This is a genomic window from Actinomadura darangshiensis (assembly GCF_004349235.1).
Taxonomy (GTDB): Bacteria; Actinomycetota; Actinomycetes; order Streptosporangiales; family Streptosporangiaceae; genus Spirillospora; species Spirillospora darangshiensis.
Map to the genome: position 1 here is coordinate 1 of NZ_SMKY01000203.1, position 16,565 is coordinate 16,565.

Here is a 16,565-nt window from a genome sequence, read left to right on the forward strand (position 1 = left end):
CTCTTCCCCGCGTCGGCCTTCCCTGCGTCGGCCTTCCCTGCGTCGGCCTTCCCCGAGTCAGCCTCGCCTGCGCCGGCCTTCCCTCCACCGGCCTTGCCCGCGCCGCCCTGACCCGCGCCGCCCTCTCGCGCACCTGCTCCGCCCGCGCCGGCCTCGCCCGCGCCGGCTTTCCCTCCACCGGCCTTTCCCCCGCTGGCCCCTGCATCGCCCGTGTTCGCGGCTTCTGTGGTCGCGTTGGCTGCGTCGGAGTTGCCCGCGCCGGACGTTCGTGCGAAGACCTCCGTCTCGGCCACTCGGGTGGCGATCATCGTGCTGAACTTCTTCGGCAGGAACATGTCCTCGTCCGCGGCCAGCGCGGAGCAGCGGTCCAGGAACTCGGCGGTCGGGGGACGGTCGTCCGGGTCCTTCTCCAGGCCCGCGGCGATCAGGACGTGCAGCGACGCCGGGACGCCGGTCAGGTCGGGTTCCTCGTGCCGGACGCGGTAGCCGAGGGCGTCCGCCGGTCCCTCTCCGAACGGGTGGCGGCCGGTGACGGCGAAGGACAGCACGGCGGCCAGGCAGAACACGTCGCTGGGCGGTCCGATGGCGCCGCCCAGGAACTGCTCGGGCGACATGTACCCGGGTGTGCCCACCAGGGTCAGGCTCTGCGACGCGGCGTCCATCGCGCGGGCGATGCCGAAGTCGATGATGCGCGGCCCGTCCTGCGCCAGCAGCACGTTCCCCGGTTTGAGGTCCCGGTGGATCACGTTCTGGTCGTGCACCGCCCGCAGCCCTTCGGCGAGCCCGGCGCCGAGCGCCGCCACCGTCACCTCGGGCAGCGCGCCGTTCTCGTCGACGGCGTCCTGCAGCGTGGGCCCGGCGATGTACTCCGTCACCAGCCACGGCGGTTCGGCGTCGGGGTCGGCGTCCACCACCTGGGCCGTGTAGAAGCCGCCGATGCGCCGTGCCGCCGCGACCTCCTTCGCGAACCGGCGCCGGAACGACGCGTTGTCGGCGAAGTGCGGGTGGACGACCTTGACCGCGACCAGCCGCCGCCCCTGCGAGCGCCCCAGGTAGACCTGGCCCATCCCGCCGGCGCCGAGCCGCGCGAGCAGCCGGTACGGCCCGATCCGCGCCGGATCGCCGTCCTTGAGCGCCTTCAGTCCTCCGCCGGACATCCCACCTGCCTCACGCCTGCCGAACATCGCTGTCTGTTTGAGCAAGCGTAATGAAGGCGTTGATCATGATCTGCGTCCTTGGACGCATTCGCGGAAACCGGTGTCAGGCTTCTTCGGGGTCGCGGCCAGTCGCGTGGCGGCCGCCGTCCACCGGCACCACGGCTCCGTTGACGAAGCTCGCCTCGTCCGAGAGCAGGTAGGCGACGGCGGCGGCAACCTCGGCTGGACGTCCCACACGCCCCAGCGGGTGAAGCAGGCGCATTTCGTTCTCTATTCGCGCGGCCTCCTCGGGTGCTTGCTGCGCCAGAAAGGTCTCGTAGCGATCGGTGGTGATCGATCCGAGCGCGACGACATTCGTGCGGATGCCTTGGGGGCCGTGGTCGACGGCCAATGCGCGACTCAGCCCCTCGATCGCCGCTTTTGCCGTCGCATAAGGAAGAGAGCCCCGTACCGGTCGTTGTGCCTGGTGGGACGAGACGTTGACGATGGCGCCACCAGTCCCGGCGTCCAGGAACCGGCGGACGGCGGTGACACACCCGACCACAGCCGGGTCGAAGTTCAACGCGACAAGGCTCAGCAGTTCGCGGGCGGACGGGTTCTGCACATCCCGGAAAACGGCGGCGTTGTTGACCCAGCCGGACAGCGCCCCCGACTCCTGCGCCAGGTCGGCGGCGCGCTCGGCCACGCTTTCGTCGGCTGCATTGCCCACGACCGGAATCATGCCGTCGTGCGTCCATTCGAGCGCCGCCGGGTCGAATTCGATGACGACGACCGTGCCGCCGTCCGCCAGCAGGCGCTCGACGATCGCGCGGCCGACGCCCCGCCCGCCCCCGGTCACCACATACGACCTGTTCGCCACGGGACCTCCCTCCCTAAAGCATCACCTCATCCTGCCGTCCAGGCACGGAGCTTCTCCGGGTTGCGGACGGCCCAGATGTGCCTGATCCGATCGCCGGCGATGTCGAAGGCCACGACGACCACGGTGACGCCGTCCAGCTGGGCGATCAGGCCGGGCTGCCCGTTGACGGTGCGCTCCAGGACCGCCAGGCCGGGGGCCTTGCCCGCGACGTCGACGAAGGCCCGCGCGACCTGCTCGCCGCCCTCGATCGGGTGGAGTTCGGCGCTGACGAGGCCGCCGCCGTCGGCGACCGCCGTGACGGCGGGGTCGAGGAGGCCGACGAGGGCGCCGATGTCCTTGGCCGCCCAGGCGTCCCTGAACTCCCGGATGATGCCGGCCTGCTGAGCCGCGGGCGTCACGCGGGCCCGCCCCTCGCCGATCCGGCGGCGGGCCGAGGACGCCAGCTGGCGGCAGGCGGCGGGCGTGCGGCCGACGATCTCGGCCACCTCGGCGAACGGGTAGCGGAAGACGTCGTGCAGGACGAACGCGACCCGCTCGGCGGGCGTCATCGACTCCAGCACGACGAGGAAGGCCATGCTGACCGACTCGTCGAGGGTGACCCGGTCGGCGGGGTCGGCCGCCGGTGAGCCGACGGCCACGGACGCGGGCAGCGGCTCCGGGATCCACTCGCCCACGTAGCGCTCCCGCCGGGCCCGCGCCGAGCCAAGCACGTCCAGGCAGATGCGGCCCGCGACCTTCGTCAGCCACGCACCCGGCGACTCGATCGCCTCCTGCCGCGCCCGCGACATGGCGTACCAGCGCACGTACGTCTCCTGCACGACGTCCTCGGCCTCGGCCAGGCTGCCCAGGAGCCGGTACGCGAGATTGATCAGCCGGCGCCGCTCGCTCATGACCGCGCCCAGGCTCGGATCAGGTCGGCCGCCCATGATGTCCCCCCGTTCGCCTCCGCCTTCGCAGGTTCGACGAGACGGCCCACCGAAATGTGAGGACCTGACATTCCGGCCGGCTGCGTCGTCGTTCCCCCGGACCGGACACCATCCAAACACCGGCCCGTCAGGGGAGCACCGTGAACGTCATCCTGTGGATAACCGCCGGGCTGCTGGCCGTGTTCTTCCTCGCCAGCGGCACCATGAAGCTCGCACAGTCGCGGCAGAAGCTCGTCGCGTCCGGCATGGGCGCCCTCGAAGGCTTCGGCGACGGCGCCGTGAAGGGCATCGGCGCGCTTGAGGTCCTGGCCGCCGTGGGCCTGATCCTGCCCGCCGCGCTGGACGTCGCACCGGTCCTGGTGCCGCTGGCCGCCGTGGGCGTGGCCCTGCTGATGGCCGGCGCGATGATCGCGCACCTCCGCCGCCGCGAGATCCCGGCGGTCGCGATGACCCTGCTCTTCCTCGCCCTGTCCGTTCTGGTCGCGTGGGGTCGCTTCGGCCCGGAGTCCTTCACCGGCTGAGCCGCAAGTAGACTCGGCGGCGCGGATGGTTCACTCCGTTGGAGTGTCGTAAGAGGGAACCCGGTGCGAGTCCGGGACTGCCCCGCAGCGGTGAGCGGGAACGACCGCCGTCATCACGCACTGGGCCGCACGGCCTGGGAAGCGACGGCCAGTAGGACGCCTTGGTCAAGGCGACGCCCGCAAGTCCGAAGACCTGCCTCCGCCCGTGCGCCGACCGGCGCGCGGTGGTCTGCGGCCTCGCGGGACGGTCTGCGGCGCACGTCGATCGTGCGCGTTCTCCTCCCCGGGCCGCTCGTGGCACAGCGAGGGAAGCCGCCATGAACACGACAATCCTCGGATACCCCCGAATCGGGGCACACCGGGAACTGAAGGCCGCCACCGAGGACTACTGGGCCGGACGGACCGACGCCGCCGCGCTCGCCAGAACCGGCGCCGACCTCCGCGCCGCCGTCTGGACGCGACTGCGCGACGCGGGCCTGGACGCCGTCCCGTCCAACACCTTCTCCTTCTACGACCACATGCTCGACACCAGCGTCCTGGTCGACGCGATCCCCGACCGCTACCGCCACCTCACCGGGCTCGACCGCTACTTCGCCATGGCCCGCGGCGTCCAAGACGTCCCGCCCCTGGAAATGACCAAGTGGTTCGACACCAACTACCACTACATCGTTCCCGAAGTGGGGCCGGGGACGCGGTTTCGGCTGGCTGAGGGGGCGGCCGCCAAGCCGCTGGCCGAGTACCGGGAGGCGAAGGCGCGCGGCGTCGACACGCGGCCCGTGCTGGTCGGGCCGCTCACGTATCTGCTGCTGGCCAAGCCCGCGGTGGACGGGTTCCGGCCGCTCGACCTGCTCGACGGGCTCGTCGACGTGTACGCCGAAGTGCTGGAGCGGCTCGCCGGGTCGGGGGCGGAATGGGTGCAGCTGGACGAGCCCGCTCTCGTCGCCGACCGGAGCGCGGAGGAGATCGACGCGCTCGCCCGCGCCTACGCGCGTCTCGGGCGGCTGACCAGCAGGCCCCGCCTGATGGTGAGCACGTACTTCGGGACGGTCGGCGCCGGCGCCCTGCGCGTCCTGGCCGGCGGCCGGGTCGAGGCGATAGGGCTGGACTTCGTCGCCGGGCCCGGCAACCTGGACGTTCTCGCGTCCGTCGGCGGGCTGCCGCGCAAGACGCTCGTGGCCGGTGTGGTCGACGGGCGCAACGTCTGGCGCACCGACCTGCGGCATGCGAAGGCGACGTGCGCATCGCTCCTCGGGCTCGTCGACCGGCTCGTGGTGGGGACGTCCTGCTCGCTGATGCACGTCCCGATCGACCTGGACGCGGAGACCACCCTCGCGCCGGACGTCCGGAACCGGCTCGCGTTCGCCCGGCAGAAGGTCGACGAGGTGGTCGCGCTGGGACGGGCGTTGCGTGAGGATGTTCCGGCGGAGGCGACGGTGCCGAGCGGGGGCGTCGACCAGGCCGTCCGCGAGCGGCTGGGGGCGATCGGCGAGGTGCGCCGGGGCGACCGCGCCGCCCGGTTCGCCGCGCAGAAGGACGCGCTCGGCCTGCCCGATCTGGCCACCACCACGATCGGCTCGTTCCCGCAGACACCCGAGATCCGCCGGGCCCGCGCCGACCGCCGCGCCGGGCGCATCACGGGCGACGCCTACACGAAGGCGATGAAGGACGAGATCGCGCACGTCATCGCGCTCCAGGAGGACCTCGGCCTGGACGTCCTCGTGCACGGCGAACCCGAACGCAACGACATGGTGCAGTACTTCGCCGAGCAGCTGGACGGGTACGCGGCGACCGAGCACGGCTGGGTGCAGTCGTACGGGTCGCGGTACGTGCGTCCGCCGATCCTGCACAGCGACGTCGCGCGGCCGCGTCCGATGACCGTCGAGTGGGCTACGTACGCGCAGTCGCTGACGGACAGGCCGGTCAAGGGGATGCTGACCGGGCCCGTCACCATGCTGGCCTGGTCGTTCGTCCGGGACGACCAGCCGCTCGCCGACACCGCCCGGCAGGTCGCACTGGCCCTGCGGGACGAGATCGCCGACTTGGAGGCGGCCGGCATCCGCGTCATCCAGGTGGACGAGCCCGCGCTGCGCGAACTCCTCCCGCTCCGGGACGCCGGCCGCGCCGCCTACCTCGACTGGGCGGTCGGCGCCTTCCGGCTCGCGACCTCGGGCGTCCGGGACGCGACCCAGATCCACACGCACATGTGCTACTCGGAGTTCGGGGAGATCATCGGCGCGATCGGCGCGCTGGACGCCGACGTCACCAGCGTGGAGGCGGCCCGCTCGCACATGGAGCTGGTCGCCGACCTGCGCGCGGCCGGGTACGAGAACGGCATCGGCCCCGGCGTGTACGACATCCACTCCCCGCGCGTCCCGGCCGCCGAGGAGATGGAGGACAACCTGCGGCGCGCGCTCCGGGCCGTCGAGCCCGCGCGGCTGTGGGTCAACCCCGACTGCGGGCTGAAGACCCGCGCCTATCCCGAGACGGAGGCGTCCCTGCGGAACCTGGTGGCGGCGGCCCGCCGCGTCCGCGCGGAACTGACCGCGTGATTTCGACCCGCCTGATTTCGACCCGCGTGGCCCGGCCCACCCCGGGCCACGCGGGTCAGTCCACCGACTCGCAGAGCTGGACGACCCGTTCGCACATCTCGGTGATGTCGGTGACCGGGATCCGGCCCGCCTCGCGGGGGGAGGTCCAGCAGAACGTCGCCGCCTCGCACCAGACGGTCAGGCCGCCCTTGCCTGACAGGACGGTCATGTCCAGGTCGTCGCGCGGAGCGAGGTGGACGATGCCGCGCTGGACGAGCAGTGCGTGCAGGTCTTTGGCGGCGTGGGGCCCGTCCACCCGCCAGACGTGCCGGCGCCGGACGGTGTGCGGGAGCGGCAGGGCGAACCAGGTCGCCTTGCCCCGGACGGCCGGTGACCGCAGCCGGGACCGGGACGGGTGGTGCCCCCACCGGCCCTGCGTGAGCAGCTCGATGATCTCAAGGCCGCGGCCGTGGTCGAGGACGTCGCCGCCGGGGGGTGCGGCCGGGCGCCAGCGCCGGAGCGTGTCGAACGTCTTGACGACCAGTTCGTCCCGTCCGTTGCCGTCGTCGCGCTGGTAGACCCACAGTTCGGCGCCCGTCGAGCCGTCGCCGGGCATCGCGTGCTGCAAGACGTTCGTGGCGAGTTCGCTGACCATGAGCGTGATGTCGTCGACGTCCCGGACGGAAAGGCCGAGCGCCGGCAGGAGGCCCGTGACATGGGCGCGCGCGACGGCCGCGATGGATTTGTCGGCGGGGAGGGGCAGCGCCGCGCAGCCGCCGTTCTCCAGCCTCCAGGGAATCCCGCAGATCGTTGCGGCCTTCGTCATGACGCCCACCCTCGGGGGTTGCGGAGACATTCGCGACTCAGACAATCGCGACATGAACCTCATTGGTTCCCGAGTCGCTATGTGTGAATCACAGATCTAGCTTCGCACATTTCTGGCCCCGTGACGCGGAACACGGCAAGGATCATGCGGCCGCAATTGAGACGTTCACCGATGCGCCCGAAGACGCCCATACCACGTGCACCCCGGGCCCCTGGAACGCATACCGGCGGACCCCGGGATCAGGCGCCCCGGACGCTGTAGCGTGGACGGCGCCTGAGAGAGGGCCGCACACAAGAAGATCCCCCAGGGGTGCAGCCCTGGGGGATCTTGTGTGCGGCCCGGTTCAGCGGTCGTACCGCCCGGCCCGCACGTCGTCGAGGAACGTGGCGAAGACGGAGCGGGCGACGACGTGCGCCCCGGCGTCCGGTGTCTTGCTGTCACGTAGCCCCGTGGCCGTTTCGAGGTCGGCGACCTCGACGCATCCCCCGTTGCTGCTGGCGCTCGCGGTGGCCTTGAACCATCGTGCCTGAGAGAGGTCCATCACTACTCCAGTGTTGAGATCATTTTCTCCAGGTGGTCCGCGGTGTCGGCGGTGTTCAGCGCCGCCTGGCGGATCTGCTTGAAGATCGCGGCATGTGCCTCCACGTGCTTGGGGTCGTCGATCTCCTGGACGTCCGCGTCGTTCTCCAGAAAGACCATCCCGGGCTCGCCGCCGGGGAACTCGAAGATGTTGACCAGCGTGGACATGCCGGGATGCAGCCCGTCGGCCAGCCGCAGCAGCCGCAGTTCCACGTTCGGCCGCCGGGACATGGCGAGCAGGTGGGCGAGCTGGGCGCGCCGGTCGCCGGGGTCGCCCCACTCGTACATCAGGGACGCCTCGGTGATGAGCGCGCACAGCTCCGGCGCCTTGCCGTTGTCCCGGTCGAGGATCTGCTGCCGCCGCAGGCGCGCCCGCAGGGCGCGTTCGCGCCATTCGGGCGACCTGTCCCCGGACGTCAGCAGGGCCTGCATGTACGGCAGGGTCTGCAGCAGGCCCGGCAGCACCAGCGGCATGACCACCCGGATGCTCGACGCGTCGCTCTCGAAGCCCGGGAACTCGTTGTCGAACACCTCGGAGTAGTCACGCCACCACGCGCGCTGCCGGGCGCACGTCGCCAGCTCCTCCAGTTCTTCGAGATCGCTGCCCTCGTAGATCCGTGCCAGGTCACGGATATCGCTGAGCTCGGGCCGCACCCAGTTGTTGGCCTCGAATCGGCCGACCTTTCCGCGACCCCAGTTCAGCCGGTCGCAGACTTGGTTGGCCGTGTAGTCCGCCGCGACACGCAGGTCCTTCAACCGGCGTGCAAGCCCCCGCTTGGCGACGGTGGCGCCGTAAGCCTCGCTCATCGGCGCCACCTCCCTTGACATACGGCCGGCATCAGCATACGCCTTCCGAAGTTGTGAATCACAGATTCGGCCGGATCAGGAAGCGGCGTGATCGAACTCGCCGTTCTTCACCCCGTCCAGGAAGCAGGCCCACTCGTTCTCGTCGAAGACCGAGATGAGGTCTCCAGATGTACGCAGAAACGTCCATTCACCGACAAAAGCGACCTCAATACCGCCCTCGGTGGTCTGCGACCGCTTCCAGTCCAGGGTGCCGGGGTCGATGCCCAGTTCCTCGATGGTCGGCTTGCTCATGCTTTCTTCCTCGCCACACCGCAGTAACCCCACCGCGACCCATCACTGTCGGCCTCGTCGGGGTCGACGGCCCCCCACTGCCCGACGTAGGTGAGCTCCGCCGCGCCCCCCTCGTACGGCGGGACGATCTCCAGCCCGGCAAAGAACCGTTCGATGTCCACACGTGTCCGGACACGGACGGCGCCGCTGGACGAATGGGAGTACACCTCTTCCACCGTGTCGACCGCCTTGTCCGGCTGGCGCTCGCTGGTGATGGAGGACAGCGCCAGGTAGCTGCCGGGCGCCAACCGGTCCATGTAGCGCCGGACGACGCCCCACGGGTCGTCCTCGTCCGGGACGAAGTGGGTCACCGCCACCAGCAGCAGCGCCACCGGCCGCGTGAAGTCGATCAGCGCCAGGGCGTCCTCGTTCCCGAGCAGCGCCTCGGGTTCGCGGAAGTCCGCGGTGATGAACGCCGTCCCGGACGACCCCTCCAGCAGGGTCTGGGCGTGCGCCGCCACCATCGCGTCGTTGTCGGCGTACAGGATCCGCGCGTCGGGGGCGACGGCCTGCGCCGCGTCGTGCGTGTTGTTCCGCGTCGGCAGGCCGGCGCCGACGTCGACGAACTGCCGGATGCCCTGCTGCGCCAGCCATCGCACCGACCGCTGCAGGAACCCGCGGTTCGCCCAGGCGGCGTCCTCCAGATCGGGCATGTTCGCCCGGACCGCCTCCGCCGCCGTCCGGTCGACCTCGTAGTTCTCCGTGCCGCCGAGGATGTAGTCGTACATCCGGGCTGGGCTCGGGACGGTGGTGTCCACCCCGGGCGGAGCCTGCTCGATGTCACTCACCGTTTCGCCTCCGTTGCCGCAACTTGTGATGCACGAATTATGAAGCAACCCACCTCCCCATTGCGATGCTTCGCCCGCGTTCGGCGCCCGTCCAGTCCGGCCTTCGCGCGGCCGGGATGCGTAACCCCCGTGAGCTGGGTAGGTGTCACGAACATGTTCGAGATCGAGGACATTCGGGATTGGCGCGGCCGGGACGTGATCGACGAGTCCGGCGGCAAGGTCGGCACGCTGGAGGCCGTCTACGTCGACACCCTCACCGACCTGCCGTCCTTCGCCACGATCAAGATCGGCCTGCCGACCCGGCAGCGGCTGGTCTTCGTACCGCTGGACGGAGCGACCGTCGCCCCGGGCCATCTCCGCGTCGCGCACCCGAAGAAGCAGATCAAGAGCGCCCCCGCGATCGACACCGACGGTGAGCTCTTCGCCAGTGCCGAACCGGAGGTCTTCGCGCACTACGACCTGCTCTACGAGGCGGGCCCGGAAGAGCGCCGCCTGGCCCGCCGCTAACGCCCGCCGCTAACGCCCGTCGAGCAGGGGCCGGCGCGGGTCCCACACCGTCCCGTCCCGGTCGTCGCGGCGGCGCCGGGCGATGCCCGACAGCGCCTCCAGAACCACCCGGTTGGCCAGGGCGGAGGTGATGTCGGCGTGGTCGTAGGGCGGTGACACCTCGACCAGATCGATGCCGGCGACGGGCAGCTCGTAGGTGATGCGGCGGACCGCGTCCAGCAGTTGCCGTCCGGTGAGGCCGCCGGGCTCGGGAGTGCCCGTGCCCGGGGCGTGCCCCGGGTCGCACACGTCGATGTCGACCGACAGGAAGACCGCGTCGCAGTCGTCGGTGGCGATCTGGGACGCCTCGGTCAGGCATTCGTCCAGGCCGCGCGCGACGATCTCCGTCATCTCGTAGGAGCGCATGCCCTGCCCGGCCATCCACGCCAGCGTCTCGGGGCCCGGCCAGTAGCCGCGCAGGCCGAGCTGCAGGAACCGGTCGCCGCGCACCGCGCCCGACTCGATCAGCCGCCGCATCGGCTGCCCGTGCCCGACCAGCGACCCGAAGCTCACGTCGCCGGTGTCGGCGTGCGCGTCGAAGTGGATCATCGAGACGCGGCCCGCGCCGAGGTGATCGGCCACCCCGGCGGCGTCGGGCCACGCGATCGTGTGGTCGCCGCCCAGGATGAGCGGGATCGTCCCGGTACGGGCGACGGTGTGCACGGCGTGCCGCAGATCCCCGACGGAGCGCTCGGCGTCGCCGGAGAACATCTCCACGTCTCCGGCGTCGTGGACGGTGAGGTCGCCCTGAAGGCCGTCCACGCGCAGCGCCAGCGACGGCCGCGACCCGTCCTGCGGCAGGTAGCAGCTCTGCCGGATGTACTGCGGGCCGAACCGCGTGCCAGGACGATGGGACGTGCCGCCGTCGAACGGCGCCCCGATGATCACCACATCGGCGTCGGCGTAGGTGGCCGGGTCCGACCAAGTGCACCGCGGCACTCCGAGAAACGTGATGTCCGGCCCGAACTGGGGCCCGTACCGCTCCGCCAAGGGGCACCTCCGATCCCGGTGATCCTTCCCTCGCCGGGGCCCGTCGATGCCGGTCGGCCCCGGCCCGGAATCACGGGACGGGGCCGACGGCGCGAGGGTCAGCCTCCGGTGCCGGAGTTCTGCGCGGTGGTGATGATCGTCGCCGCGTCCTCGGGGAGGAGGTGGCCGGCGTTCACCGACGCCTGCGCGGCGGCGCGCACCTTGGTCACGTAGTCGGCGTGGGTCGGGTACAGCTCGCTCAGCACCGGCTCGGCGCGGGGCGGGAACGCGGGGTCGGACGGGTCGCCGGCGTCGTGCCGGTCCCAGGGGTCGGCGTCACCGTTCCACGGGTCGCGGGCGCCGTAGAGGCCGCAGAAGAGGCCGCTGCCGCCGGTGTCGCGCATCCCGGTGAGCGTGCGGGTCGGCACCGCGACGGCGGGCAGCCGGACGCCGCCGGACGCGAGGCCGGCGCTCGGACTGCGCAGGTCGGTGTCCAGCTCCGTCCCGCTCGATGGACGCGCCCCGCCCCGCGCCCATGACGCCAGGTGGCGCAGCGCGGCGTTCATCGAGTAGTGGCCGGGGCCGTCGTTGTACGGGGCCGACCCGGCGGCGCAGTCGGGCTGCGGCGCGGCGTCGCCGGCCGACTTCCGCAGCGTCGGGCCGCCCAGGTCGAACGCCCACTGGTCGCCGTGCGAGGTACCGGCCAGCTCCCAGTGGACGACCCGGTCGGTATCCGGCTGGCGAGCGGCGGACGCGCCCGGGACGTCGGTCTCGGTCAGCACCACGAACGTGGGAACGTCCAGGTCTGTACGGATCCGGGACGGGTTCGGCATCCACAGGATGTCGGTCAGCGCGCCGCTGATCGGCGACCCGACCGCGCTGTTGCTGTGGATCATGAAGCCGTCGTAGACCCGCGCCACCGGCTGGACGGCGTTGGCGTAGGTGGTCATGAAGCCGGCGGACTGCGACTCCCCGTCCGCGAGCAGCGTCTCCACCGTCAGCCCGCCGAGCGGGTCGGGCCCGTCCGGGGTGCGCAGCGCCTGCCCGGCCTGGGAGAAGATGTCGTAGGAGTAGGCGTCGCCGGGATGGACGAGGGTGCCGTACCGAGCCGGGTCCCAGCCCTTGAGCCCGCGGATGTCGCCGAGCCCGCCGTTGACGCCGACCGCCTGCGCCGAGATGCCGACCCACGCGTAGCCCTTGCGCAGCAGCTCGTCCCGCTCGAACCAGTAGTCCGGGGACAGCTCCAGCTGCCCGCTGACGTTCAGCCACTCGACCACGACGGTGCCGTTGAACTTCGCCGGGTCGGCGGGGCGGCGCACCAGCATCCTGCTCTTGTACGCGGCCTGCCCGGACGCCCGGACGTCCCAGCGGCCGTCCGACCTCCACCAGCCGGACTTGGCGTACGACGCGGCGGTGCCCGAGAAGAGGTACTCGCTCTCGGTGTACCCGAACGACCCGAGGTCCTCCGCCGCGGCCAGGAACGGGAAGCCGTGGCTCCCGTCCGGCGGGACGGTGATCTCAGGGGCGTCGGTCGCCTGTGCGGCGGCGGGCGGGACGCAGAGCAGGGCGGCGGACAGCACCGCCCCCGACGCCGCGGCGGCGACCCGCCGCCAGTGAATCCGGAGGGGCAGACGCACGGTGACCTCCAAAGCCAGATGGAGCCCACAGTCTCGGCCGCCGCCCTCCCTCCGCACATCGCGCGAATCGCCGGTCCGTTCGGGTAGGGACCACAGATGTCTTCAGAAACCGAGATCGAGCGGTACGAGTTCGCGTTCGACCGTCTGGCCCGGCCGCTGTCCCTGCTGGGGATCCGGCCGGACGCGTGCTACGTCCTGGTCACCGAGTCCCGTCTGGAGGTTCGCTTCGGGCCCTGGACGGTCCGAACGCCCCTGGACAATGTCGAAGGTGCCGAGGTCAGCGGGCCCTTCAAGTCGTGGAAGGCGGTCGGGGTCCGCTTGTCGCTGGCCGACCGCGGGCTCACGTTCGGCAGCAGCATCGGGCAGGGGGTGTGCATCCGGTTCCGCCGCCCGGTCCGCGGTTCGGAGCCGACCGGCCGGCTGCGCCACCCCAACCTGACCGTGACCGTCGCCGATGCGCCGACGCTCGCCCGCCGCCTCCAGGACGTCGTCGCCGCGCGACGCTAGGCCGGGTCCAGGTCGTCCAGGACGGCTTCGGCCGCGCGCCGTCCGGACACCAGCGCGCCCTGGATCGAGCCGGTGTCGCGGTGGTCGCCGCACACGTACCGCCCGGCCCGCATCCGCACCGGACGGCGCATCCGCAGCGGCGGCGTCATCGCCGGAAGCGCGACCGCGACCGGGTACGTCGCGATGAGCTGCCACGCGGAGGTGTCGCCGTAGATCTGGTTCAGCCGTCCGCGCACCGCCGCCTCGTTCGCGTTGATGCCGAGGACCGAGGTCGAGACGAGCGCACGTCCGTCACTGGAGTACTCGGGTGCCGCGTCGGTGAGGACGAGGGTGTCGGCGATGATCCCCTCGGCGTCCAAGACCTGCACGGGCTCCTTCAGCGGCGACTCCGGGGCCGCGTGGTAGAAGGTGGTGACGCCGCGCATCACGGGCGCCTCGACCTCCGGGACGAGCGCCGCCGCGCGGACGGGATCGGTCGCCACGACCACCGCGTCCGCCTTGACCGTCTCGCCGTCGGCCGTCTCCACGCCCTCGTCGGTGACCGCGCGCACAGAAGTGCCCAGCGAGATCGCGCCGTCGGGCAGGCGAGCCGCCAGCTGCGCCGGGATCTCCCCCATGCCGAGGGCGGGGACGGCGATGGTGCCGCGCGCGAACGACCGCCAGATCAGGTGGAAGAAGCGGCTTGAGGTCTCCAGCTCCCGTTCCAGCAGGACGCCGGCCAGGAACGGGCGCAGCAGCTTCTCGATCATCTCGCCGGAGATGCCCCAGTGGCGCAGCTCGGCGGCGGTGTCGCGTTCGGTCCCGTCCCGTACCCAGGAATCGGGGACGGTCAGGTCGCGGGCGGTCATCGCGGCGAGCGCCGCCTTGTCCCGCACCGATCCGACGTCGGCGAACACGCCGCTCAGCGCATGCTCGGGATGCTTCCACGGCAGCATCACCCGGTCGCGCCGTCCCTCGTGGAAGACCAGCAGCCCGGACGCGAACGCCCGCAGGTCCAGGGCCTCCAAGTCGAGGACGCGCCTGGCCTCGGGGTAGGCGGTGTTGAACACCTGGAACCCCCGGTCGAGGCGGAAGCCGTCCACGACATCGGTCCGCATCCGGCCGCCGACGCCGTCGGACGCCTCCAGCACCCGCACCGGCACCCCGGCCTCGTGCAGCCGGACGGCACAGGTCAGTCCCGCCAGCCCGGCCCCGGCGACGACCACGGTCCGCGACATGAATCCTCCTCGGCAACGCGTGCACGATCACGCCCACCATGCCCGCCACACACCCACTTACCCGACCCGCGCGGCGAGGCGATGTCGGGGCCCGGAGGCGGGCCGACCTGCGTTGGTCCTGAACGAGAGCACGCGTAAACGGCTGGCCGAAGTACCACCACCGCCGCCCGCGAATCCCGGCCCCGACAATGCGCAACTACTCGTCGCACCCGGTCACGGACCCGAGTACGGTCAGCATGCGACCGCGGAGGGGCGATCGGGGGGGGACGCCCCTCCGCCGGTCCCGAGCCCCGAATCTCCCGCCCAGCCGCCCAGCGCCCACGCTCCAGCCTGCCCGCTGGCCCGGGCAGCGCCGTCCCGGCGGATGTAGAGGTCGTCCGGAATCGTCAGGCGGCGGCCTCGGTTCAGATGCGCGAGGGCAGCGGTACAGAGGTGGCCCTGGTCGGCCGGCAGGTTTCGGGGCCCACCCAGCAACGGGGTCAGCCCGCCCAGCGACGGACAGAGCCCGCGACAGACCGACAGGGCGTCGGGGGACGTGACTCCGGGCCTTGGACTCGGTGAGCAGCAGGGCCCGCCGCTCATGGGCAGACGGGCCCGTTGAGCGTGAACGCGTTCGGTAGTGCGACGTCCATCAAGGTGCACCGGGGGTCCACATGGAGCCGTCTCCGCCTCCTCGGGAAGCGCGAGTTTCGCCCGGTCATTCGTAGTGGGTGCGGCAGGCGACGATCTGGACGGTGTCGGCTTCGATGACGTAGACGATGCGGTGTTCGGTGGTGATGCGGCGCGACCAGAAGCCCGCCAGGTTCTGACGGAGGGCTTCGGGTTTACCGATGCCTTCGTAACCGTTGCGGCAGATGTCTTCGATCAGCCGGTTCAACCGTTTGAGGGTCGCACGGTCGTTCCGCTGCCACCAGAGGTAGTCGTCCCAGGCCTCCGGGGTGAAGAGGATCTTCACTCGGCTTCCTGGCCGCCGTCTTCGGAGAGTTCGTGCGGCTGGGCTTGGCCGCCGCGCAGGCTCTGGATCGAGGCGGCGAGATGGCGGGCGTTGGCGGGAATGCCGAGCAGGAACGCCGTCTCCTTCAGCGACTCGTACTCGCGCAGGCTGATCACAACGGCGGGCTCGCGGTTGGGCCGGGTCACGATGATCTCGTCGAGATCTTCGGTAACGCGGTCCAGGGTCGCTGCCAGCTTCGCGCGGAACTCGCTCGCGGACATCGGGTGCATCGCACCTCCTCCCCTAAAGCGTACGTAATCACGTACATCGCTTGCAAGCCTGTCGGATAGGTCCGCCGAAAGCGTGTCCGTCACGGGCGTGAGCGAGTCGATAGTCGGTCGCTGTGCGGCGGTGTGCGGTCAGGAGGCCGCCGCGAGTGTGGATGATCTCTGCTCGGCGGGGGCTCCGGCATGGTCAAATAGACATCCATGGCTGTTTCACTGCAACCCGATGATCCCGAACGGCTGGGACGGTACGAGTTGACCGGCCGTCTCGGGGAGGGCGGCCAGGGTGTCGTGTACGCCGGGCATGGACCGGACGGCGGGGAAGTGGCCGTCAAGCTGCTGCGCGCTCATGTCGCACGTGATCCGAAGGCGCGTGAGCGGTTCGTGCGCGAGTTGGGGTTCGCGGAGAGGGTCGCCGAGTTCTGTACCGCCCGGGTGCTGGAGGCCGACATTTACGGCGATCAGCCCTACATCGTCAGCGAGTTCGTGTCCGGCCCGTCTTTGCACGAGCTCGTCCGTGACGAGGGGCCGCGGACAGGTGCGGCCTTGCAGCGGCTGGCCATCGGCACCGCCACCGCGCTGGCGGCGATCCACCAGGCCGGAGTCGTGCACCGCGATCTCAAGCCACCGAACGTGCTGATGGGCGAGGACGGTCCGCGAGTCATCGACTTCGGCATCGCCAAGGCCATTGACGGCACCTCCACCATGACGAGCCAGGTCGTCGGAACTCCCGCCTACATGGCGCCCGAACAGGTGAGCGGTCAGGAGCCCGGCACGTGGACCGACATGTTCGCCTGGGGAGCCACCATCTTGTTCGCCGCGACCGGCCGTTCCCCTTTCGGGGACGACACCGTACCCGCGGTGATGCATCGCATCCTGCATGCCGCCCCCGACACCAGCTCGCTTCCCGAGCCCTTGGCAGGGCTGGTCACCGCATGCCTGGCCAAAGAGCCCGCCAACAGGCCGACCGCACCGCAAGTCCTGCTCGGCCTGCTCGGTCTCGGCACGGCACCGGGTGGCGCCGATGGTCTCCTGGCGGTCGGCGCCACCGCGGTCGAGAGCGTCATGCCGCCGCCGTTGGCCGCGCCAAGCCCGCCGCTGGAGCCCAGCGGTCAGGCCCCGCGCGGCCCCGACCAGTTCGCCTGGCACC

At 71.2% G+C, this 16,565-nt stretch carries 18 protein-coding genes and 1 riboswitch; of the genes, 5 read left to right on the plus strand and 13 right to left on the minus strand.

Going from position 1 to position 16,565, the window contains the following annotated elements:
• The 3 genes from E1293_RS32475 to sigJ all read right to left on the minus strand — a co-directional run.
• Nucleotides 1–1,157: serine/threonine-protein kinase (locus E1293_RS32475; protein WP_165978497.1), on the minus strand; the 1,157-nt coding region annotated here is incomplete at its 3' end.
• A gap of 103 nt (nucleotides 1,158–1,260) precedes the next feature.
• Nucleotides 1,261–2,016 (minus strand): SDR family NAD(P)-dependent oxidoreductase, encoded by a 756-nt coding sequence (locus E1293_RS32480; RefSeq protein ID WP_132201411.1) that lies wholly within the window; start codon nucleotides 2,014–2,016, stop codon nucleotides 1,261–1,263.
• A gap of 26 nt (nucleotides 2,017–2,042) precedes the next feature.
• Nucleotides 2,043–2,942 (minus strand): RNA polymerase sigma factor SigJ, encoded by a 900-nt coding sequence (sigJ, locus tag E1293_RS32485; protein WP_132201413.1) that lies wholly within the window; start codon nucleotides 2,940–2,942, stop codon nucleotides 2,043–2,045.
• Between the two features lie 140 nt (nucleotides 2,943–3,082).
• Here sigJ and E1293_RS32490 point away from each other — a divergent pair, with 140 nt between their 5' ends.
• Together E1293_RS32490 and metE are read left to right on the plus strand one after the other, a co-directional pair.
• Complete coding sequence (locus E1293_RS32490) at nucleotides 3,083–3,463, plus strand: DoxX family protein (protein ID WP_132201415.1); 381 nt, start codon at nucleotides 3,083–3,085, stop codon at nucleotides 3,461–3,463.
• Nucleotides 3,464–3,471: 8 nt separating this feature from the next.
• Nucleotides 3,472–3,678, plus strand: a riboswitch (cobalamin riboswitch).
• A gap of 102 nt (nucleotides 3,679–3,780) precedes the next feature.
• A complete protein-coding gene (metE, locus tag E1293_RS32495; protein ID WP_132201417.1) occupies nucleotides 3,781–6,012 on the plus strand; it encodes a 5-methyltetrahydropteroyltriglutamate--homocysteine S-methyltransferase in 2,232 nt (743 codons plus the stop codon).
• Between the two features lie 55 nt (nucleotides 6,013–6,067).
• Here metE and E1293_RS32500 read toward each other — a convergent pair whose 3' ends face one another.
• The 5 genes from E1293_RS32500 to E1293_RS32520 all read right to left on the minus strand — a co-directional run bounded on the left by E1293_RS32500 (nucleotide 6,068) and on the right by E1293_RS32520 (nucleotide 9,321).
• On the minus strand, nucleotides 6,068–6,817 hold the full coding sequence (locus E1293_RS32500) for an ATP-binding protein (protein ID WP_132201419.1): 750 nt from the start codon (nucleotides 6,815–6,817) through the stop codon (nucleotides 6,068–6,070).
• A 343-nt stretch (nucleotides 6,818–7,160) separates the two neighbouring features.
• Entirely contained in the window at nucleotides 7,161–7,358 is a 198-nt protein-coding gene (locus E1293_RS32505; protein ID WP_132201421.1) for a DUF397 domain-containing protein, read from the minus strand.
• A 2-nt stretch (nucleotides 7,359–7,360) separates the two neighbouring features.
• Nucleotides 7,361–8,203, minus strand: a complete 843-nt coding sequence (locus E1293_RS32510) for a helix-turn-helix domain-containing protein (RefSeq protein WP_165978498.1) — start codon at nucleotides 8,201–8,203, stop codon at nucleotides 7,361–7,363.
• Between the two features lie 75 nt (nucleotides 8,204–8,278).
• Nucleotides 8,279–8,494 (minus strand): DUF397 domain-containing protein, encoded by a 216-nt coding sequence (locus E1293_RS32515; RefSeq protein ID WP_132201425.1) that lies wholly within the window; start codon nucleotides 8,492–8,494, stop codon nucleotides 8,279–8,281.
• Entirely contained in the window at nucleotides 8,491–9,321 is an 831-nt protein-coding gene (locus tag E1293_RS32520; protein ID WP_132201427.1) for an SAM-dependent methyltransferase, read from the minus strand. Before E1293_RS32520 ends, E1293_RS32515 begins: the two co-directional genes overlap by 4 nt.
• A gap of 153 nt (nucleotides 9,322–9,474) precedes the next feature.
• Here E1293_RS32520 and E1293_RS32525 point away from each other — a divergent pair, with 153 nt between their 5' ends.
• Entirely contained in the window at nucleotides 9,475–9,828 is a 354-nt protein-coding gene (locus E1293_RS32525) for a PRC-barrel domain-containing protein (RefSeq protein WP_132201429.1), read from the plus strand.
• Nucleotides 9,829–9,837: 9 nt separating this feature from the next.
• Here the strand turns inward: E1293_RS32525 and speB are convergent, their stop codons facing one another.
• Both speB and E1293_RS32535 read right to left on the minus strand, forming a co-directional pair.
• Entirely contained in the window at nucleotides 9,838–10,806 is a 969-nt protein-coding gene (gene speB, locus E1293_RS32530; RefSeq protein WP_243716876.1) for an agmatinase, read from the minus strand.
• 149 nt (nucleotides 10,807–10,955) lie between these two features.
• Nucleotides 10,956–12,473, minus strand: a complete 1,518-nt coding sequence (locus tag E1293_RS32535; protein ID WP_132201433.1) for an alpha/beta hydrolase domain-containing protein — start codon at nucleotides 12,471–12,473, stop codon at nucleotides 10,956–10,958.
• A gap of 96 nt (nucleotides 12,474–12,569) precedes the next feature.
• On the opposite strand from E1293_RS32535, the gene E1293_RS32540 reads away from it, so the two are divergent.
• Nucleotides 12,570–12,980 (plus strand): hypothetical protein, encoded by a 411-nt coding sequence (locus tag E1293_RS32540; RefSeq protein ID WP_132201435.1) that lies wholly within the window; start codon nucleotides 12,570–12,572, stop codon nucleotides 12,978–12,980.
• Here E1293_RS32540 and E1293_RS32545 read toward each other — a convergent pair.
• The 3 genes from E1293_RS32545 to E1293_RS32555 form a co-directional block, all read right to left on the minus strand.
• The gene (locus E1293_RS32545) at nucleotides 12,977–14,197 is read right to left on the minus strand and encodes an NAD(P)/FAD-dependent oxidoreductase (protein ID WP_132201437.1); all 1,221 of its coding nucleotides are present in this window, start codon (nucleotides 14,195–14,197) and stop codon (nucleotides 12,977–12,979) included. The genes E1293_RS32540 and E1293_RS32545 overlap by 4 nt on opposite strands.
• A gap of 697 nt (nucleotides 14,198–14,894) precedes the next feature.
• Entirely contained in the window at nucleotides 14,895–15,152 is a 258-nt protein-coding gene (locus E1293_RS32550) for a Txe/YoeB family addiction module toxin (RefSeq protein ID WP_132201439.1), read from the minus strand.
• Nucleotides 15,149–15,421 (minus strand): type II toxin-antitoxin system Phd/YefM family antitoxin, encoded by a 273-nt coding sequence (locus tag E1293_RS32555; RefSeq protein ID WP_132201441.1) that lies wholly within the window; start codon nucleotides 15,419–15,421, stop codon nucleotides 15,149–15,151. The genes E1293_RS32550 and E1293_RS32555 overlap by 4 nt, the downstream gene beginning before the upstream one ends.
• A gap of 198 nt (nucleotides 15,422–15,619) precedes the next feature.
• Here E1293_RS32555 and E1293_RS32560 point away from each other — a divergent pair.
• Nucleotides 15,620–16,565: serine/threonine-protein kinase (locus E1293_RS32560; RefSeq protein WP_132201443.1), on the plus strand; the 946-nt coding region annotated here is incomplete at its 3' end.